This is a genomic window from Nocardia sp. NPDC052001 (assembly GCF_040680615.1).
In the GTDB taxonomy this organism is placed as follows: Bacteria; Actinomycetota; Actinomycetes; order Mycobacteriales; family Mycobacteriaceae; genus Nocardia.
This window is the reverse complement of the sequence record NZ_JBFAXC010000001.1, coordinates 708,671-728,333: the sequence shown is the minus strand read 5'-3', so window position 1 is coordinate 728,333 and position 19,663 is coordinate 708,671. Positions and strand designations below refer to the sequence as shown.

At 65.8% G+C, this 19,663-nt stretch carries 18 protein-coding genes and 2 tRNA genes; 7 read left to right on the top strand and 13 right to left on the bottom strand.

The annotated features are described in order from the left end of the window. Positions 1-55: 55 nt before the first annotated feature. Positions 56-559 carry a PPOX class F420-dependent oxidoreductase gene (locus tag AB0L82_RS03460; protein ID WP_364630368.1) on the top strand — a complete coding sequence of 168 codons (504 nt, stop codon included), beginning with the start codon at positions 56-58 and terminating at the stop codon, positions 557-559. 58 nt (positions 560-617) lie between these two features. Here the strand turns inward: AB0L82_RS03460 and AB0L82_RS03455 are convergent. The 4 genes from AB0L82_RS03455 to AB0L82_RS03440 form a co-directional block, all read right to left on the bottom strand. After that, positions 618-690 (bottom strand) — tRNA-Glu (locus AB0L82_RS03455). Between the two features lie 75 nt (positions 691-765). After that, positions 766-837: transfer RNA gene (locus AB0L82_RS03450), tRNA-Gln, on the bottom strand. Positions 838-1,002: 165 nt separating this feature from the next. Continuing rightward, positions 1,003-2,463 carry a glutamate--tRNA ligase gene (gene gltX, locus AB0L82_RS03445; RefSeq protein ID WP_364630365.1) on the bottom strand — a complete coding sequence of 487 codons (1,461 nt, stop codon included), beginning with the start codon at positions 2,461-2,463 and terminating at the stop codon, positions 1,003-1,005. A 13-nt stretch (positions 2,464-2,476) separates the two neighbouring features. Continuing rightward, a complete protein-coding gene (locus tag AB0L82_RS03440) occupies positions 2,477-3,250 on the bottom strand; it encodes a fumarylacetoacetate hydrolase family protein (protein WP_364630362.1) in 774 nt (257 codons plus the stop codon). Positions 3,251-3,575: 325 nt separating this feature from the next. On the opposite strand from AB0L82_RS03440, the gene AB0L82_RS03435 reads away from it, so the two are divergent. Continuing rightward, complete coding sequence (locus AB0L82_RS03435) at positions 3,576-4,754, top strand: MFS transporter (RefSeq protein ID WP_364630360.1); 1,179 nt, start codon at positions 3,576-3,578, stop codon at positions 4,752-4,754. A 270-nt stretch (positions 4,755-5,024) separates the two neighbouring features. Here AB0L82_RS03435 and AB0L82_RS03430 read toward each other — a convergent pair whose 3' ends face one another. Both AB0L82_RS03430 and serA read right to left on the bottom strand, forming a co-directional pair. Continuing rightward, positions 5,025-6,032, bottom strand: coding sequence for a 3-isopropylmalate dehydrogenase (locus AB0L82_RS03430; RefSeq protein ID WP_364630357.1), 1,008 nt, complete (start codon positions 6,030-6,032; stop codon positions 5,025-5,027). A gap of 262 nt (positions 6,033-6,294) precedes the next feature. Next, on the bottom strand, positions 6,295-7,893 hold the full coding sequence (gene serA / locus AB0L82_RS03425; RefSeq protein ID WP_364630354.1) for a phosphoglycerate dehydrogenase: 1,599 nt from the start codon (positions 7,891-7,893) through the stop codon (positions 6,295-6,297). Between the two features lie 198 nt (positions 7,894-8,091). Here serA and AB0L82_RS03420 point away from each other — a divergent pair, with 198 nt between their 5' ends. Continuing rightward, positions 8,092-9,213, top strand: coding sequence for an alkaline phosphatase family protein (locus AB0L82_RS03420; RefSeq protein WP_364630351.1), 1,122 nt, complete (start codon positions 8,092-8,094; stop codon positions 9,211-9,213). Between the two features lie 109 nt (positions 9,214-9,322). On the opposite strand, the gene AB0L82_RS03415 is transcribed toward AB0L82_RS03420, so the two are convergent. The 5 genes from AB0L82_RS03415 to AB0L82_RS03395 form a co-directional block, all read right to left on the bottom strand. Continuing rightward, on the bottom strand, positions 9,323-9,739 hold the full coding sequence (locus tag AB0L82_RS03415) for a globin domain-containing protein (RefSeq protein WP_364630348.1): 417 nt from the start codon (positions 9,737-9,739) through the stop codon (positions 9,323-9,325). Between the two features lie 43 nt (positions 9,740-9,782). Further along, positions 9,783-10,502, bottom strand: coding sequence for a DivIVA domain-containing protein (locus tag AB0L82_RS03410; RefSeq protein WP_364630345.1), 720 nt, complete (start codon positions 10,500-10,502; stop codon positions 9,783-9,785). Beyond that, positions 10,493-11,671, bottom strand: a complete 1,179-nt coding sequence (locus AB0L82_RS03405) for a globin domain-containing protein (RefSeq protein WP_364630342.1) — start codon at positions 11,669-11,671, stop codon at positions 10,493-10,495. The genes AB0L82_RS03410 and AB0L82_RS03405 overlap by 10 nt, the downstream gene beginning before the upstream one ends. Positions 11,672-12,617: 946 nt before the next feature. After that, positions 12,618-12,833 carry a cold-shock protein gene (locus AB0L82_RS03400; protein ID WP_364630339.1) on the bottom strand — a complete coding sequence of 72 codons (216 nt, stop codon included), beginning with the start codon at positions 12,831-12,833 and terminating at the stop codon, positions 12,618-12,620. A gap of 244 nt (positions 12,834-13,077) precedes the next feature. Then, the gene (locus AB0L82_RS03395) at positions 13,078-15,108 is read right to left on the bottom strand and encodes an ATP-binding protein (RefSeq protein WP_364630336.1); all 2,031 of its coding nucleotides are present in this window, start codon (positions 15,106-15,108) and stop codon (positions 13,078-13,080) included. A 285-nt stretch (positions 15,109-15,393) separates the two neighbouring features. On the opposite strand from AB0L82_RS03395, the gene AB0L82_RS03390 reads away from it, so the two are divergent. Continuing rightward, complete coding sequence (locus AB0L82_RS03390) at positions 15,394-16,044, top strand: dihydrofolate reductase family protein (protein ID WP_364630333.1); 651 nt, start codon at positions 15,394-15,396, stop codon at positions 16,042-16,044. A gap of 73 nt (positions 16,045-16,117) precedes the next feature. After that, positions 16,118-17,230, top strand: a complete 1,113-nt coding sequence (locus AB0L82_RS03385) for an MBL fold metallo-hydrolase (RefSeq protein WP_364630330.1) — start codon at positions 16,118-16,120, stop codon at positions 17,228-17,230. Here the strand turns inward: AB0L82_RS03385 and AB0L82_RS03380 are convergent, their stop codons facing one another. Continuing rightward, a complete protein-coding gene (locus AB0L82_RS03380) occupies positions 17,231-17,737 on the bottom strand; it encodes a GNAT family N-acetyltransferase (RefSeq protein ID WP_364630327.1) in 507 nt (168 codons plus the stop codon). It lies immediately after the preceding gene. Between the two features lie 81 nt (positions 17,738-17,818). Continuing rightward, entirely contained in the window at positions 17,819-18,274 is a 456-nt protein-coding gene (locus AB0L82_RS03375; protein ID WP_364630324.1) for a helix-turn-helix domain-containing protein, read from the bottom strand. A gap of 81 nt (positions 18,275-18,355) precedes the next feature. Between AB0L82_RS03375 and AB0L82_RS03370 the strand changes: the two genes are divergently transcribed. Both AB0L82_RS03370 and AB0L82_RS03365 read left to right on the top strand, forming a co-directional pair. Beyond that, positions 18,356-19,033, top strand: a complete 678-nt coding sequence (locus AB0L82_RS03370) for a nitroreductase (protein ID WP_364630322.1) — start codon at positions 18,356-18,358, stop codon at positions 19,031-19,033. A 40-nt stretch (positions 19,034-19,073) separates the two neighbouring features. Then, on the top strand, positions 19,074-19,655 hold the full coding sequence (locus AB0L82_RS03365) for a TetR/AcrR family transcriptional regulator (RefSeq protein WP_364630319.1): 582 nt from the start codon (positions 19,074-19,076) through the stop codon (positions 19,653-19,655). Positions 19,656-19,663: the final 8 nt, after the last annotated feature.

The following is a 19,663-nucleotide window of genomic DNA, read 5'->3' as shown; positions in this document are numbered from 1 at the left end:
GGTACCGGACGGTCCGGTGTGACCCGCCTCATACGCCGTAAATTACAGTCGGCCGATGGGAGTCAATCAACGCGCTCAGATCACGATGTCCGACCCGGAGATCGCGGAATTCCTGCGGCGCAGCCGAATCGCCAACCTCGCCACGCTCGGTCCCGCGGGCACCCCGCACCTGACCGCCATGTGGTACGGCCTGATCAACGGCGAAATCTGGTTCGAGACCAAGGCGAAATCGCAGAAGGCGGTGAATCTGCGCCGCGATCCACGGGTGACCGTGCTGCTCGAGGCCGGGGACACCTACGACCAGTTGCGCGGGGTGTCCATCGAGGGCCGCGCCGAGATCATCGATGACGATCCCGCGGCGCTGTTCCAGGTGGGAATCAGTGTGTGGGAGCGGTACACCGGGCCGTACAGCGAAGAGATGAAGCCGTTCGTGGAGCAGATGCTGAACAAGCGCATCGCGATTCGCATCGTGCCCGAGCGAGTGCGCAGCTGGGATCACCGGAAACTGGGGCTGCCCGCAATGCCCTTGGGCGGCAGCACCATCACCGATCAGGATTGAGCAGGGCGTATGTGAAAAGCGAAGGCCCCCAGCCGATTGGCTGGGGGCCTTTACTTTGTAGTCCCGACGGGATTTGAACCCGCGCTACCGCCTTGAGAGGGCGGCGTCCTAGGCCGCTAGACGACGGGACCAGGAGTGCTGTCGATTTCTCGGTGGCCGGACCACCGAATCTCCAGCATTTCGAAAGCTTCGAAAAGCTCTCGGAGCTGGGGTACCAGGACTCGAACCTAGAATGGCTGAACCAGAATCAGCTGTGTTGCCAATTACACCATACCCCATTGACCTGGGCTTTCAGGTTGCTCCCAGTGGGAACTCCCTGACCGCTTCCGGCCGAGAAGAAGATTAGCAGCACCTGCCGGGTTATATACAAATCGGCTGGTCAGAGGCCGGTTTTCGAACTGTTCGAGCGTTGTTCACCGGCCCTCTGCCAACCCTGCTCCCGCTTAGCCCGCGTTCGCGGCGCGCAACCGGCGCAGCGACTCCTCGCGGCCCAGCAGTTCCATCGACTCGTACAGCGGCGGGCTGATGTGCGATCCGGTCAGCGCGACGCGCACCGGGGTGAACGCCTTACGCGGTTTGAGACCCAACTCGTCGACGAGCGCGGTCTTGAGCGCTTCCCCGAGTGCGTCCGCATTCCATTCCGAAACACCGTCCACTGCCGCGATAGCCGCCTGTAATACCGGAACGGCATCGGCGCCGAGATTCTTTTCCCGTGCGGCCGGATCGATCACGAAATCTTCGGCGGGCACGAACAAGAACTCCAGCAGACCCCACGCATCACCCAGAACCACGATGCGGGTCTGCACCAAATCTGCGGCCGCAAGGAAGAGCTTCTCGTCGATCTCCGCGCCGATATGACCGTGTTCGGTCAGATACTCCCGGAGCCGGTGAGCGAAATCACCCGGCTCCAGCAACCGAATATGTTCGGCGTTCAGAGCGTCGGCCTTCTTCTGATCGAAACGGGCCGGATTCGAATTTACTTTCGATATATCGAACGCGGCGACCATGTCGGCCATGGAGAAGACGTCATGATCATCGGCGATGCTCCAGCCGAGCAGCGCCAGATAATTCAGCAAACCCTCGGGAATGAAGCCGCGGTCGCGGTGATGGAAGAGATTCGACTCCGGATCCCGCTTGGACAGCTTCTTGTTGCCCTGGCCCATGACGAACGGCAGATGCCCGAACTCCGGAGTGCGCTCGGCGACGCCGATCCGAATCATGGACTCATAGAGCGCCAGCTGCCGGGGCGTGGAAGACAAAAGGTCCTCGCCGCGCAAAACATGGGTGATCTTCATAAGCGCGTCGTCGACGGGATTGACCAGCGTATAGAGCGGATCGCCATTACCGCGGGTGAGCGCGAAGTCCGGCACCACACCGGCGCGGAAGGTGGTCTCACCGCGCACCAGATCGTTCCAGGACAGATCGTGGTCGGGCATCCGCAGCCGGATCACCGCGGGACGGCCCTCGGCCCGGTACGCCGCGATCTGCTCATCGGTGAGGTCGCGGTCGAAGTTGTCGTAACCGAGTTTGGGGTCGCGGCCGGCGGCCTTGTGCCGGGCCTCGACTTCCTCAGGGGTGGAGAAGGATTCGTAGGCCTCCCCGGCCTCCACCAGCCGTCGCACCACATCGAGATGAAGGTCACGGCGCTGGGACTGCCGGTACGGCTCGTACGGACCGCCGACCTCCGGACCCTCGTCCCAGGTGAGGCCGAGCCAGCGCAGCGCGTCCAGGATCGCCCGGTAGGAGTCCTCGGAATCCCGTGCGGCGTCGGTGTCTTCGATGCGGAAGACGAATTTGCCGCCGGTGTGGCGGGCGTAGGCCCAGTTGAACAGCGCGGTGCGGACCAGGCCGACATGCGGTGTGCCGGTGGGAGACGGGCAGAATCGGACCCGAACGTCAGTCATGTCTCTCTCTCGATCAGCGTTTGGCGGCAACGGGATTGGTGAGGGTGCCGATACCTTCGACGGTCACCGACACGCTCTGACCGGCCTGCAGGGGGCCGACACCGGCGGGAGTGCCGGTCAGGATGACATCGCCGGGCAGCAGCGTCATCACGGTGGTGATCCACTCGATCATCTTCGGAATATCGTGCAGCAGAAGTGAAGTGCGACTGCGTTGCTTCACCTCGCCGTCGAGTTCGGTGCTGATCTCCAGATCCGAAGGGTCCAGCGAGGTCTCGATCCACGGGCCGAGCGGGCAGAAGGTGTCATAACCCTTGGCACGGGTCCACTGACCGTCGTGCTTCTGCTGATCGCGCGCGGTGACGTCATTGGCGACGGTGTAGCCCAGAATCACCTGATACGCCTGGGCGGCGGGCACATCCTTGCAGGGGCGGCCGATGACGATGGCGAGTTCACCCTCGTAATCCACCTGAGAGGAGCTGGGCGGCAACACAATCGGCACGTTCGGGCCGATGATGGAGGTGTTCGGCTTCATGAAGATGACCGGGTCGGCCGGTGCGGGACCGCCCATTTCGGCCGCGTGGTCGGCGTAGTTCTTACCGATGCAGATCACCTTGCTGGCCAGAATCGGCGCCAGCAGGCGGACATCGGCGAGCGGCCAGCTGCGGCCGGTGAACGTCGGGTTGCCGAACGGATGTTCGGCGATCTCACGGGCCACGGCGCTCGGGCCGTCCCCTTCGATGCTTACGAAAGCGACCCCATCTGGGCTGGCAACTCGACCTAGGCGCATGTTTCGCATCCTATCGACCGGCTTCCACCTGCCCTAATGCACCCGACCGGCGAGAGCGGGGGCGATCGGGGCGGGCGGCCGGGGTGCGGGCGCGGGACCCGCCGAGAGGCTGCGGCATGCCCGCCCGCATCGGGTCGCCGGAAATGTGGAAAGCCCTTGTACGCAAGGCAACTCGACGCCCCGCGGAGGTTCCCCGGACCGCCCCGAGGGGTGTGAGCAAATAGACAGCATGCCACTGAAATAGCCAAATGCCCCAGGCGTATCGTAAGGTCCGATGTTCACAGAGTAAGACATCAGTTTCACATAGTGAGATAGAGGTGCGGACATGACCACCGTGACACAGATCGGATCGGCCCGACGGTGGAGCATGCTGGCCCTCGGCGTCTTCGCGCAGAGCGCCAGCGCGGTGTTCGTGAACGGCACCCCGTTCCTGCTGCCCGCCCTGACCGATCGCGGATTGTCGCTGGCCACGGCCGGTCTGCTGGTCGCCATGCCGGTCATCGGACTGGTCTGCACACTGATCGCGTGGGGCTATGTGGTGGACCGGATCGGTGAGCACAAGGTGCTGGTGGCCGGTCCCGCGCTGATGTTCGTCGCGGGCGTCGCCGCGGCGACCGTCACCAACTACATCGCGCTGGGCGCACTGCTGTTCATCGGCGGCGTCGGCGCGGCGAGCACCAACGGCGCCAGCGGGCGCGTCATCGTGGGCTGGTTCCCGCCGGATAAACGCGGACTGGCCATGGGAATTCGGCAAACTGCACAACCGCTGGGCGTCGGCATCGGGGCGCTGAGCATTCCGGCCATCGCTGCGGCACATGGCTTCTCGACCGCCATCCTGGTGCCCGCGCTGATGGCCGGCGCGGCCGCGATCGCCTGCCTGGTCGGCATCATCGATCCGCCGCGCCCCCAATCCATCGGTGACACAGGGCGTCCCGTCAATCCCTATCGGGGCGATTCCACCCTGTGGCGCATTCACGCGGTATCGGTGCTGCTGTGTGTCCCGCAGGGCACGCTGTGGACCTTCGCACTGCTGTGGCTGCACCGCGATGTCGGCTGGTCACTGGCGGCGGCGGGGGTGCTGGTCACGATCACCCAAATCCTGGGCGCGGGAGGGCGAATCGGCGCGGGCATCTGGTCCGACCGGGTCGCGAGCCGGTTGGGCCCGCTGCGCACGGTCGCCATCGCGGCGGCAATCTCCATGGCCGCGTTGGCCTTCGCGGCCTGGGCGCAGTGGTGGTGGGCGGCGATTCCGATTCTGGTCGCGGCCTCGGTCATCACCGTCACCGATAACGGACTGGCCTTCACCGCGGTGGCCGAGATCGCGGGACCGTACTGGTCCGGGCGGGGCCTGGGTATTCAGAACACCGGTCAGAATCTGGCCGTGGCGGCGGTCGCGCCCGGGTTCGGCGCGTTGATCACGGCGGCCGGATTCCCGATCGTCTACGCGCTGGCGGCGGTGGTCGCGGCGGTCGCAGTCCCGTTGGTGCCCAGGGCTTCCCGTTGATCTTTCAACCTCGGATGCGCTGACCGCTGATCTCCCGCAAATCCGGAAGGGCTGCCCCCGTTACGTTTTCGCATCCGAATGCATGAATGCGATATGTCTCACTGCCCCATCAGGTTTCAATTCCGGACACCCGATTTGCCGCGAAACGGAGCTTACTCGCCGGTAAACACCTGTGCGACTCAGGGATTCGGAACTCGAACGGCCCCGCCCCGGGAATCCGGGAGCGGGGCCGTTCGGCGTTTCGGAGTCGAATCGAGCCGCGGCGTCCGATCAGACGGCGGCGGCGATCCGATCGCCGACCTCGACGGTGGAGGCCGGACCGGTGCGGACCGACAGATCCTTGGCGACGGCGGCCTCGATGCGCGCGGCCTCCTCGGTCTTGCCGAGATGGTTGAGCAGCAACGACACCGAGAGAATCGCGGCGGTCGGATCGGCCTTGGACTGGCCCGCGATATCGGGCGCGGAGCCGTGCACGGGCTCGAACATGGACGGGTTGGTGCCGGAGGCGTCGATATTGCCCGACGCGGCCAGGCCGATACCACCGGAAACAGCGGCGGCCAGGTCGGTGATGATGTCGCCGAACAGATTGTCGGTGACGATCACGTCGAAGCGGCCCGGATCGGTGACCATATGAATGGTCGCGGCATCGATGTGCTGGTAGGCGGTTTCGATATCCGGGTACTCCGCGCCGACCTCGGCGACGGTCCGGGTCCACAGCGAACCGGCGTACGCGAGCACATTGTTCTTGTGCACCAGGGTCAGATGCTTGCGGCGCGCCCGCGCGGCCTCGAAGGCGTAGCGCACCACGCGCTCGACGCCGAAACGGGTGTTGGTGGAGACCTCGGTCGCGACCTCGTGCGGGGTGTTCACCCGGATCGCGCCGCCGGTGCCGGTGTACGGACCCTCGGTGCCCTCGCGGACCACGACGAAATCGATCTCCGGATCACCGCTCAACGGGCTGGTGACGCCCGGGTACAGCTTGGACGGACGCAGGTTCACGTGGTGATCGAGCTCGAACCGGGTGCGCAGCAGCAGTCCGCGCTCGAGCAGTCCGCTCTGCACGGACGGATCGCCGATCGCGCCGAGCAGGATCGCGTCGTGCTGCTTCAGCTCCGGAATCACATTGTCGGGCAGGATCTCCCCGGTCGCATGGAACCGCTTCGCGCCCAGATCGTATTCGGTCTTCTCGACACCGGGCACCACCACGTCGAGCACCTTGAGTGCCTCGGCGATGACCTCGGGACCGATTCCGTCGCCCGGGATGACAGCGAGTTTCATGTAAACAATGCTCCGTTCGGATATATGCGCCCGTGAACAGTCGCCACGATAGCGGGTGCCCCGCGCACCCCTGTCACCAGGGCGAACCGCTCCCACACACTGGGACGAGCTCATTCCGTCCGCGAATATCCGGACAGCCGAGGACGCGGTCGAGGCGGACAGGCGCGGCTGCGCCGGCGTCCGCCGATACGCGCCGAGCCCCTTCCATATATATGGAAGGGGCTCGGCGGCAATCGCTTTCGGGCATTACGCCCGGTTCCGCTCAGTCCAGGTTGACCTGGGCGACCTTGGCCGCGCCGACGGCCTCGGCGATCGCGGACTGCACCTCGGCCGGAACCTCGGTGTTGACGCGCAGGACAACGGTGGCGCCGTCCTGGTCCAGGTCCTGGGTGAGCTGGGCGGCCAGGATGTCGATACCGGCTTCGCCGAGCTTGGTGGCCAGGCGGCCGAGCTGACCCGGCTTGTCCTCGTACGCCAGCACGGCCACGTTCAGGCCCTCGGCGCGCATATCGTAGTTGCGGCCGTTGATGTTGACGATCTTCTGGACCTGGTGCGGCTCGGTCAGGGTGCCGGCCACGTTCAGGGTGCTGCCATCGCCGAAGACGGCGCGCAGGTCCACCAGGCTGCGGTGGGTGGGGCTCTCCGACACGGTGGTGACGGTGGCCTCGAGGCCGCGTTCCTTGGCCAGCGCCGGGGCGTTGACGAAGGTGACCGAATCCTCGATGAGGGCGGAGAAGACGCCGCGCAGAGCCGAAAGCTCCAGCACCGCAACATCACTCGCGCTCAGCTCACCGCGGACCTGAACCTCCAGGCTGACCGGGAGCTCCGAGGACAGCGCACCCAGCAGGGCGCCCTGCTTGCGGACGATCTCCAGCCACGGGGCGACCTCTTCGGAGACCGAACCACCGGTGACATTGACCGCGCCGGGGACGAACTCACCGGCGAGGGCGAGCTTGACCGACTTGGCCACATCGGTGCCCGCGCGATCCTGCGCCTCGGCGGTGGAAGCGCCCAGGTGCGGGGTGACGACGACCTGCGGCAGCTCGAAGAGCGGGCTGTCGGTGCAGGGTTCGGTCTCGAACACGTCCAGACCGGCGGCGCGCACGTGACCCGACTTGATCGCGTCGGCCAGGGCCTGCTCATCGATCAGACCGCCGCGGGCGGCGTTGACGATGATGACGCCCTTCTTGGTCTTGGCCAGGGTCTCGCTGTTCAGCATGCCCTTGGTCTCGGGGGTCTTGGGCAGGTGAATGGAGATGAAGTCGGCGCGCTCGAGCACCTCGTCCAGGGTCAGCAGTTCGATGCCGAGCTGGGCGGCGCGGGCCGGCGAGGTGTAGGGGTCGTACGCGACGATCTTGGTCTCGAAGGCGGCGAGGCGCTGCGCGAACAGCTGGCCGATCCGGCCCAGGCCGATGACGCCGACGGTCTTGCCCAGGATCTCGACACCGTTGAACTTGCTGCGCTGCCAGGTGTGCTCACGCAGCGTGGCATCGGCGGCCGGGATCTGGCGCGCGGCCGAAAGCAGCAGCGTCACAGCGTGTTCGGCGGCGGTGTGGATATTCGAGGTGGGCGCGTTGACGACCATGACACCGCGCTCGGTGGCGGCCGGCACATCGACGTTGTCGAGGCCGACGCCCGCGCGGGCGACGATCTTCAGGTTCTTGCCGGCCTCGAGGACCTCGGCGTCGACGGTGGTCGCGGAGCGGACCAGCAGCGCGTCGGCCTCCGGGACGGCGGCGAGCAGCTCGGGCCGGTTGGGGCCGTCGACCCAGCGAACCTCGACGGCGTCACCGAGTGCGTCGACGGTCGACTGGGCGAGCTTGTCGGCGATCAGAACTACAGGACGGCCTGCTTGGCTCACTGTGGGGTACTCCTGCGGGAAAGGGATCCGGGATTTACGGGCGCTAGCTTAGTGGTCCGGTTTTGATCTCGGATTACCGCCCGGTAGACGCGTGCCATCACATCGGTGACGTGCGCTTTTTCTCAACCATCGAGACTCTCGTGGTCAATTGTCCAGTTTTGCCGCGCGAGACGGGCCGAATGATCTAGGTTGCGCGGCATGTCTCCAAGGTCGACTCGCGCTCCCCTATCGCCTCGCACCGCTCGCGTCCTCGCCGCGGCCGCGCTGACCACCCTGCCACTCGCCGCGGCGGCTCCCGCGACCGCCGCCCCGACGGTGAACAAGGTCGTGGTCATCGGCATCGACGGCACCCTGTACAGCGAGGTGCTCGCCGCCAACGCACCCAACCTCGGACTGCTGGCCGCACAGGGCACGCTGGCGCGGACCTCGATCGCGCCGCACACCACCATGTCGTGCGTCTCCTGGGCCACCGCGCTGACCGGGGTATGGGATACCAAGCACGGCATCAAGGACAATGACTCCACCTGTACGCCCGCACCTTTCGCGCCGTATCCGACGGTGTTCACCCAGCTCGAGCAGGCCCGGCCGAACCTGACCACCGAATCGCTCGGCACCTGGGACAAGATCGGCATGATCGCGCGCACCGGAAATCCGCACGCGGACAAGGTTTCCGTAACGCAGATCGATCCGACCGGCGCGGGAGTCTGCGAATCGACCGCGGATTCGAACGCGACGGCACAGGTGGTCTCGGCCGTCACCGATGACGGCGCGGATCTGGTGTTCACACATCTGGATCAGGTCGATATCACCGGGCATACGCTGCGCGGCATCTGGCCGCAGGCGTACCGGGACGCGATTCAGCGGGTGGACACGCTGGTCGGGAAGATCACCCGGGCGGTGGACGCGCGGGCGGCCGCGCACAGCAATGAGCGCTGGACGATTCTGGTCACCACCGATCACGGCCATAAGCCCGAGGGTGGGCACGGCGGTCAAAGCGCCTATGAGACAGCCGGTTTCGTGATCGCGCGCGGGCCGGATTTCGCGGGCGGCGCACAGAACAACGGGTACACCCTGGCCGATATCACCCCGACGGTGCTGGATCTGCTCGGCGTCCCCGCGCCATCGAACCTGGACGGCCGGTCGATGCGCGACGGCGGTTCCGGGAATCCGGCGGCGCCGGTGCCGAATACGCCCGCCATCGATTCCGGTGCGACGGGTTCGTCCTCCGGCTCGGCCGAGGCTGCCATGGTGAACAACCCGCTGTGCATCCTGGGCAGCGGTTCCGGGAGCGGTTCCGCCAGCGGCTCGGCCGGTAAATGACCTCCGCCATTCCGGCCTGAGCCCTCGTCATCCCCGGCATGCTTTGGCCGGGATCCACAGCCGCAGTGTGGATCCCGGCCAAGAAGCGCACCGGGATGACGGGTGGGCGTCAGGCGGTAGCGGCGGCCGGTTCCGCTGCGGCGGAGATCATGATCTCGGCCACCGCGCCGTAGGCGGCGGTCCAGGTGGCGGCGAGCTCCGGCGTCCACTGCTCGCCGAGGAAGTACTCGAGGGTCGCGAGCAGTGAGGCCCCCGCGACCGGATAGTGGTCCGCGATCACGCCGAGCTTGCCGTGCTGCCGGCCCAGCTGCTGCACGAAAGACGGGTCGGCGGCGAGGGTTTCGACATTGGTGACAATCCGGCCCAGACCGTTCAGGAAGCGCGTGCGCTGTTCGCCCATATCGTCGGGGAACATGCCGCGCACCTCGGGATGCGATTTGAACAGGTGGTCGTAGAAGTATTCGACTGCTTCGGGACCGGCGGCGCCGACCTGAACCCAACTCGACTGCAATGCTTCGATATTCACTGTGGTTCCCCCACTTCTCTTTCCTGCGTTGATGATTCGATACTCAGTTGTCCGAAGGCTGCCATGATCCGGTGACCGGCAGATCACGCGAACGTGAAGAGCCGCTGGTGATTTCCGAGCCGGGATCGGTCACGCCGGGCATGGGGAGCAGGGCCAGCTTGTCCACCTCCACCGACAGCGTCATGATCATGGCCTGCAATTGGTTGCGCAGCAGTCCGGAGTAGGCGCGCAACTGTTCCATGGATTCCTGGTCGCCGCCAGTGGCGCGCACCCCGGATTCCCTTGCCTGATAGAGCATTTCGCGCTGCTGCTCACGCGCGACCCGCATCAGGTCGCGGGCGTGTTCCTCGGCCTGTTCCACGATCGAATCCGCGGACAATTGCGCGCGATTGAGCACGTCGACGGCCTGGGCGCTGATGCCGAGCGCGTCCTTGGCCATCTCGCCCTGAAGCCGGGAGATCTCCCAATTGGCATTGGCGAGCTGGCGCTGCATTTCGGCGAGCTCCCCGGCGGAGGCCATGGTCTGCATCTGCATTTGCAGCGCATCGCATTTCGAGGCCAACTGCCGATTTTCCCGTTGCAACCGGGCCAGTTCCTCGGAATTGCTGGTGAGCGTCAACTGCCGATTCTCGCGCGCCACCTTGGTCATGGCGCCGCGCACCTGGGTGAGGAAGAGATCGACATCGTCCGCGTCATAGCCGCGGCGTCCCAGTCGCGCACCCTTGAATCGGGCGGATTGAATGTCTTCGGGTGTCACATCCATTGGCCAACCTTGTCGAATCCGCGCTGCTGGTCGGACGCCGCCGATTGGCCGAACGTCTCGAATCTGATTGCGTGCCGCGGCATTCCAGCGCCGGTGAGCGCGGAAACGGTGGCGGCGACCATATTCGGTGAACCGCATACCAGTGCGGTCGCGCCGCCGGTCAGATCGCGGCCGCGCGCCGCGACCGCGCCGACCGTGCCCTGTACGCCGTGGAATCCCGGATCCTCGGAGACGACCGGGGTGTAGGTGAACCAGGGTTGCTCGGTGCGCATGGTCAGCGCCTCATGGTCGTAGAGGTTCCAGGCGGTGCGCACACCGTGGAACAGGTGCACGCGCGGTGCGATCCCGGTGCTGTGCGCCTCATCCTCGATACCGTCCAAAACCGCTCGCAGCGGCGCCAATCCGGAGCCGCCCGCGATGAGCAGCAGATTGTCGACCGCGTTCGGCGGGATCACGAACGCCGTCCCCACCGGTGCGCCCAGCCGCAACCGATCACCCGGCCGGACCGATCTGGCGAAGGTGGCGCTGACCTCGCCGCCGTCCACCACCTGGACGTGGATATCGAAGGTGCCGTCGGCGCGCGGCGCGTTGGCGGGTGAGTAGTAGCGCCACAGTCGCGGACGCTGCGGGATCTCGATGGCCAGGGACTGGCCCGCGGCGTACCGATACGGCTGGAGCGGTCGCACCGTGTGCACGGTGACATCGATGCTGCGCTTCTCGGTGGCGACGATTTCCGCCTCCCACCAGGCGGGCTGGCCGTCGATCTGCTCGGCCTGTTCGGCCGCGGCGATCATGATGCCCGCGACGGCCTGGTACGCGGCGGTCCAGGTCTGCGCCAATTCCTCGGTCCAGCGCGGGCCGTGAAAGTGCGCGAGGGTGGCGAGCAGGGATCCGCCCGCGGCCGGGTAGTGCGCGGCCACCGCGCCGAAGCGGCGATGGTCGCGGCCCAGCTGGGCGACGAATTCGGGATCGGCGGCCAGGGTTTCGACATTGCTGACGATGCGGCCGAGGGCGGCGAAGAAGCGGCCGCGCTGGGTGGTCATCCGGATCGGGAACATGTCCCGGACCTCGGGGTGCGCCAGGAACAGGTGTGCGTAGAAGTACTGGATCGCTTCGTCGCCGGCGCGTTCTACGAGGCGCCAGCTGGCTTTGAGGGCATCGACGTTCATCGGCCCCGCTTTCTCTTGGACGGCCGTCTGACCCCGGCCAACCTAGGGCATCGGGAGAGGGCTGTCGAAACGAGAGAAAACTTCGTTTGACCGGCTAATTATCGGCTATCACAAGCGGTTGCGATGCAGGCCACACACGGGCCGTGATGGGCATGTGATCGGTCACGAATTCGCGGGAAATGACAAAAGGCCGACCTCAGGGCTGCGAAACCCGAGGTCGGCCTTTTCGGCTCGTGTGGCGCTTTTTAGCGGCCGAAGGAGCCGGTCCACAGCGTGTTCAGGATGCCATGCAGTGCGGCACCGAAGGTGTCGAACAGACCACCCAGAGCAGCGGAACCGGTGTCGATGATAACGGGGATCATGTAAATGCCTCTCAATGAATCTCGGTTGTACTTCCGACAGCCAGCATATCGGCGGGCTTTTCGCGCTCGTTACGGGGCATTAGCACGATGTGATCGGCGTCACCGAAATCGGATTGTGTGACCCGAGTCATGTTCAGATCAAATTCTCGTCTATAACGTGCCAATCACGCCCCTATTTCCATGGGCATGGGAGCTGCGAAAATGCCTGGACCAGCAGCGCTTCCGGCCTCCGGGAGAGTGTCACGGGAGAGCACCCCCGCCGGCCTCTGCCACCTTGCGGGAGAGCCGGGCATGAGAGTTGTCCGATTCCTATCGGACAGCGGAGAGAGCGTTCTGTTCGCGGCCGCATCGCGAGGACCACGCGCTATTCGATATTGCTCGAAATATGCGAGCAGCCCGATGGTTTCGCCTGACTCGCGACAGCGGAGGAGATATAGGAATCAGATACCGTCGAATTGCGGGCACAAATGCAATCGCATCAATCGCCGACTACCACGGCAACGAAGTCGCGCGAGGCGCAAAGGAATTCACCGGACCGGCACCGGCCGATTCGGCGCATACGCCGCCGACCGCCGCGGAATTACTCAGTAGCCCGCCGCGACGACACGCACGATGACCGCCTCCGGCCCCGGCTTGGTGCGACGCACCTCGAACTCCACGCGCTGTCCCTCGGCCAGCGAACGAAAACCGTCACCCTCGACGGCGGTGTACTCCACGAACACATCCGGACCGCCGCCGTCGGGGCTGATGAATCCGAAGCCCTTAGCGCTGTCGAACCACTTGACCGTGCCGTGCAGCATTTCCAAACCTTCTCGACCGTCCGGATAACAGAGTTGCGCCCCCGCGCGCGGGTCCATGGTGTCACGCGGACGGCAACCGCACGCACGCGCCCGCGCAGGGCGTCCGACTCGTCCGGTTCTATGGTGTTGCCGCCCCGCTGTGACAGGTCCCGAAATCGCGGGCCGGACGAAAGCGATGCGACACCCACGCCATTGGAGGTGTCGCATCGCGCTGGGGGGTTGCCCGCCGAGCGGGCCGAATTCGCTAGCCCGCCCGGGCCGTGCCCTCGTCCTCCTGGCTGCCGCGCATGGCGTAGACGCGATCCAGGAAGTCGCGATGCGCGCGCAAGGTGGCGTCCAGGAGTTCGCGCCAGGTGCGGCGGTCCACCCGCTGATCGCTCATCAGCGAGGACAGCGACGCCGGGCCCAGGCGGTCGATGTGGTCGACGATGAAAGTCAGCCTGCGGCGCGGGAATTGGGCGCCGATGCGGGGATTCTCATCGAGGAAGCGATCGAGTTCGTAGAGGTAGTTGACCGCGCGGTTGTACTCCTCATCGGTGAGGTGGTAGTCCATCCGCTTGATCTCCACGATCCACAGCTCGCCCGAATCGTGCAGCAGCACGAAATCCGGCTCGCGTTTCGGACTGCCGATGGCGCTGGTGAGCAGGGTGGTGCCGAACTTGTGCGCGTACCAGCGTTCGAAGCTGGCGCGCACGCGTTTGAGCGATTCGTTCATGCCCAGCGGCGTCCACTCCGGTGCGAGCAGCCACGGCGCGCTCTCGATGAGCTCCTGGAAGGGACGCTCGAGTGAGCGGCGTTCGTCGATGAGCGCGCGCAACCGATCCACCACGGCGACGCGTTCACTCGCGATCTGGCCGAGCGAATAGATTTCGGCGATGCGGGCCCGTTCGAACAGCGCCACTACGACATCGAGTTCCTGATCGGCGTCATCCGCTATCTCCTTGAGGGTTTCGAGCAGGCTGCGCTGCGGTCCGAGCGACAGCGCCAGGCGCACCATGTTCTCGATATGCGCGGGATCATCGAGTGAGGCGCGGTCCTTGTGCGCCACCAGGATTCGCGCGGCGTCGATCACCGAATCGCGGAACAGCCGGTCCCCCGGCGCGATCGCCTCCAGCGTCTGGCGCAACCGGGAGCGGTCCACGAACTCCTCCCAGACCCGGCGGCGAATGGATTTCTCGCCGATGCGGCCGATCTCCTTGATCAACGCCTGACCCCACTGGGCCAGCGCCTCACCGCGCGGGGAGTTCCACATGATGTCCTGCCGGTCGGAGCGGACCAGATCCTCCTCATCGTCGAGCCAGTCCACGTGCACCGCGCCGACCAGATAGGAGCGCAGTTTGAACTCACCGGTGAATCCGGCGGGAATGCCGAAATCCCTTGTCTGCGCGACGATTTTGCCGCGCGCGTAAATGCGCACCCCGGCCATGGCGTCATCGCGGTACGGCTGTTTCGAATAGGCGATCCAGCCGGTGATCGGCAGGAATTTATGCCCGAAGCGCACCGGCACCCTGCTCACGTCGATGCGGGTGTCCTCCATGACATCGATGGCCAGATCGCTGAGCGTGAAGCTCTCCTGCCCGATGCAATTGCGCACCCGCACCCGCCAGTCCGAGCGTTCGATACCGAAGCGCGAAGCGAGCTGGCGGCTCAGTTCGGTGCCGGTATTCACCCTCTTGCGGAAGAAGTCTCGCAGAATGACGGTGGTGCCGCGCTTGGCGGTGAAGGTGCCGTCCAGCGGACCCGGTTGCGGGTAGTAGTCGCGTTCGGTGTCCGAGAGCATATCGTCCAGATCCATCACCAGATGGGAGACGGGCCAGCCGAGCGCGCCCTCATCGCCGGAATGGCTTCCGGCGGTGATCACTTCGATGGTCCGGCAGATGCCGAACGCGGCGAGCTTGCCGATTCCCTTGCGGCCCATCACCGGTCGCCCGCGTTCGCGGGACAGGTCGGTGCCGTAGCGAACGCGCCGGTCCGAGCCGACCATCAGATAGTGCTGATTGATCTCCTCGGTGGTCATGCCATGTCCGTTGTCGGACACCACGATCTGATACGCGGGCTCATCGGCGGCGCGCACCGTACCGGCGAGGGTGACGCCCCACGGTAGTGAGACCTCCACCTCGGTGGCGTCGGCATCGTAGGAGTTCGCGATGAGTTCGGCCAGTACGGCCGAAACCCGGTCGTAGAGCCGGATTCCGAGTTTGTCTATGGCCAGCCGGCTGATCCGCATCGTGTACTTGTGGTCGTCCCGCGCGGCCGCATGCACGTCGTTGTACATGGTGGTCCCCAATTGCCCTATCGATAGCCTCCGTTCAGCTATCCCTGATATCGATGCAACGCCACGTGATTAACAAAGGGCTGAACATTCACCTACCAGTTCGTCACGGTCGTGTTCCGACATTCACCGAGGGGTAGCCCAGCGCAACGGCAAGGTCTCGGTTAACGGTTAGGTGACCGAATCGTGCTCCGTTCAAAGCTTTTTCGCCAAGCCGATTGCGCATCGCAACCGGTTGGATCTATGCTGCTAACCGATTGCAAACCACAACCAGTTATGAGGTGCGTCATGCCGAAACTTCGAGTGCACAACCTGTCGATCTCCCTGGATGGCTACGTCGCCGGGCCGGACCAGAGCCTGGACAACCCCCTGGGCGTAGGCGGAGAGGATCTGCACACCTGGATCTTCGACACCGACTACGGTCGCGGCATGTCCGGCGCGGCGGCGACCGGCGAGGGCGGCATCGACCAGCGCTACGCCGTCGAGGGCGATGTGAACATCGGCGCGACCATCATGGGGCGCAATATGTTCGGGCCGATCCGCGGCGAATGGCCGGACCACTCCTGGACCGGTTGGTGGGGCCCGAACCCGCCCTACCACCACGACACCTTCGTCCTCACCCACCACCCGCGGCCATCGGTGGAAATGGCGGGCGGCACCGTCTTCCACTTCGTGAACGACACCCCCGAAGCGGTCCTGAAGCGCGCCTTCGACGCCGCCGGCGGCCAAGATGTGCGCCTCGGCGGCGGCGCGGCCACGGTCCGGCAGTTCCTGCGCGCGGGACTCGTCGACGAACTGCACCTGGCCCAGGTACCGCTGCTGCTCGGCGCGGGAGAACGCCTCTACGACGGTCTGGGCACATTGCCGGGATATTCGTGCACCCGGAAGGAGTCGTCCGAGAACGTCACCCACCTGACCTTCACCAAGCAGGCTCGCTGACAAGCCGCGTGAACCCGGGCAGAATGCGGGCGACGGGGCGGGACCGGCGGTTCCGCGGGCGAGAGGACTATCGGTGGCGCGCAATCCTGAGCTGGGCAGTCTGGGCGAGTCGATTCAGCGCGGGTTGGTGACGCCGCTGCGGCGCGGCTTCGGCGCACTCGCCGAGCGCATCGGAGTTCAGCCGATCGCCGAGCCGACGCTCGCCGAGACCATCGCGGCACGGCGGCGGTTCTTCGGAGCCGATATGGTGGACGCCGAAACCGGCGCGGTGCGTTCGGATCAGGTGGTGCTGAGCTGGTTCGGATGCGCGAGTTTCGCGGTGGCGCTGGGTGGTTCGGTATTCCTGCTCGATGCCTGGGTGCCGCGCGGCGCGACCTCCGGCTACGTGCCGACCACACCCGCCGAGGTGGCGGCACTGCGACCGGCGGCGATCTTCATCGGGCACGGGCATTTCGATCATGCCGCCGACGCCGGGCCGATCGCGCAGGCCGGCGGTGCGGTGATCTACGGAACGGCCGAACATTGCGCGACCGCGCGCAAGCAGGTCGATGCGCCCGAATTCGCCTGTGTGACATTGGGTTCGAGCGAATCCCGGCCCGGTGCTCGCTACGATTTCGAACTCGCGCCCGGGATTTCGGTGACCGCGGTTCGGCACATCCATTCCGCGCGCACCGAGCGATACGCGGGCGCGGATGCCTGCGAACCGGTCAAGCCCATCCCGCAGATCCGCGATATGCGCAGGTATCCAACGACTCTCGCCGATACCGCCCATCTCATCCGGCGGTTGACCGATCCGGAGGGCGGGGTGCTGCTGTACCAGTTCCGCACCGAGAATTTCACGCTCACCTGGCATGACTCGTCCGGGCCGCTGCTGGACAAGGCGCCGGAGGTGCTCGAGACGCTGCGCGAGCTACCCGTGTCCGATGTCCACGTGGGTGCGGTGCAGGGGTACAACCAGTTCACCAACGGCCTGCGCGATCCGCGCAGCTATATCGAGGCGCTGCGGGCAAAGGTGTTCGTGCCCAACCATCATGACAATTGGCTGCCGTTGATCACCGCGCGCGGTTCGGCCTTCCGGGCACCGCTGGAGACCGCGCTGGCGGGGATCCCCGACGGCCCGAAGCTGCGCATGCTGCTCGATCCGGACGACTACGTCACGCCCGGGGTGCTCGCCTTCGACGCGTAATCAGCTGAACCGCAACAGCATTGTGAGGCTGGTACTGCCGGCCGGGTTGGTGTGCGCGGAACTCGGCACCACGACGAATCCCAGGCGCTCGTACAGGCGTAGCGCCGGATTCTCCTGTCGCACACTCAAACTCACACTCGCGAAGCGGGTTCGGGCGACTTCGAGCAGACCGGTCATCAGTACGGTGCCGATCCTGCCGCCGCGCTGTCCGGGCGCGACACCGATGGCCAGCTCCGGTGTTTCGTCATCCACGTATCCGTAGGCGGCATTGTCCCCCGTGAACAGCCGCAGCCACGCGGCCCCGCACGGCACCCCGTCCCGCTCCGCGATGACGCCGACATCCCCCGGCGCACCCCAGCCCTCGACGTAATGGGCCAGCGTCGGCACATCCCGCAGTTCCTCGGGCGAAACCCGGCCCTGCTCATGGGAATACGAGGCCTCGAACAGCATCGCCCACAGGAATTTCTCGTCCGCGGCCTCGACCGGACGCACCGTCAACTCACCCATGCCGCCGACTATAGGACCGGCCGGTCACAGTGGTGCCGGATCGCCCATGCCAGGGCTGGTGGCTCATGGGAGAGCGAGCGCTCACACCTGCGCCAGCATTCCCGGTCCCGCCTCGGGCACGACATCGCGCGCGGTGAGCTCACGTTCGCAGCGATCACACGCGAGGTGCACATGCGCCTCCCCCTCACAGTCCCGATGCCGGTAGTACACGGGCGGCCCGTCCGGGGCCATATGCGCATCCCCCCAATCCTTGAACGCCATCAGGATGGGATACACCTCATGCCCTTTGGCGGTGAGCCGATACTCCTCGTGCACACCGACTTCTGGCTTCTGCTTCACGAGAATCCCATGCTCGACCAGCCGATCCAGCCGATCCTGCAACCGCCCCCGCGAGATCCCCAGATAGTTCTGAAACCCGTTGAACCGCCGCACCCCCGAGAACGCCGCCTTCATCACCAGCAGCGTCCACCGATCCCCCAGCACCACCAGCGACCGCGTGATCGAACAGGGCTCCTCGGCCAGCTCCTCATACCGCATCTCCCAATCCTACCCATTTGGTCTTAATATGAGACCAAGTTCAATCGGTCTCATTTCGAGACCAAAGGAGAGGCGACCCCCATGACCGACCCCTACAGCACCCTGCGCACCCTGCTCGACGAGCGCTACACCTGCCGAGCCTTCCGCCCCGACCCGGTCCCGCGCGAGACCATCGAACAGGTCCTGACAGCGGCCCAGCGCACCCCGTCCTGGTGCAACACCCAGCCCTGGCAACTGACCATCACCGACGGCGACGCCACCGACCGCTTCCGGAAGGCACTGCTGGACCACATCAACGGCACCCCCACCGAATCCGACCTCCCCTTCCCCCCTGCCTACAACGGCGTCTACCGCGACCGCCGCCGAGAGTGTGGCGGCGCGCTCTACACCGCCGTCGGCGTCGCCCGAGGCGACCACGAAGGCACCCTCCGCCAAATGCTCCGCAACTTCGAACTCTTCGACGCCCCCCACGTAGCCATCCTCACCACCGAGGCAGACCTCGGCGTCTACGGCGCGGTCGACTGCGGCCTCTACCTGACCTCATTCCTCCTGGCCGCCCAAAGCCTCGGCATCGCCACCGCCCCGCAAGCCGCCCTGGCGTCCTACTCCCCCTTCCTCCATGAGTACTTCGGCATTCCCGAGAGTCGCCAGATCATCGCGGGGGTGTCCTTCGGTTATCCCGACCCCGATCACGCCGTCAACGGATTCCGCACCACCCGTGCTGATCTCGCGAACGTGATCACCTGGCACACCAGCTGATTCCGCCTCGCGATCTTCGGGACCGGGTTAACCTACACACGTGTCGGTTAGCCCGGTCCGTCGCCTGAAGGGCCCAGAACGTCGTGTGCTGGTGCTCGACGCCGCCCGAAACCTGTTCGCCGCCAACGGCTATGACGCGGTCTCCATGCGCGATATCGCCACCGCCGCGGGCATCACCCGCCCGGTCCTCTACGACCATTTCCCGTCGAAGAAGGATCTGGTCCTGGATCTGCTGACCACCGAAACCGAAGCCCTGCTGGCCCGCATCACCGCCGAGGTGGCCGCCGCACCCGAATCCCGCCTCCCCCGCGCCCTGCGCGCCTACTTCACCTTCATGCTGGACCGCCCCCTCGCGACGCGCCTGATCCTCTCTCCCACAAAGGATCCCGACATCTCCGAGGTGGTAGCGCAGCTGAGCTCCCTCTCCCACCGCGGCATCCTGGCCCTACTCCCCCCACCGAACCCCCGAGCCTCCCCGCACACCCCCGAGATCGCGGCCACGATCCTCGTGTCATCCGTTGTAGCGGTAGCGAATTGGTGGCTCACCCACCCCGAAGTCCCCGTGGACGAGCTGGTCGACACCACGCTCGCCCTACTGTCCCCCGGCTTCTCCCAGAGTTAGGCACGCCC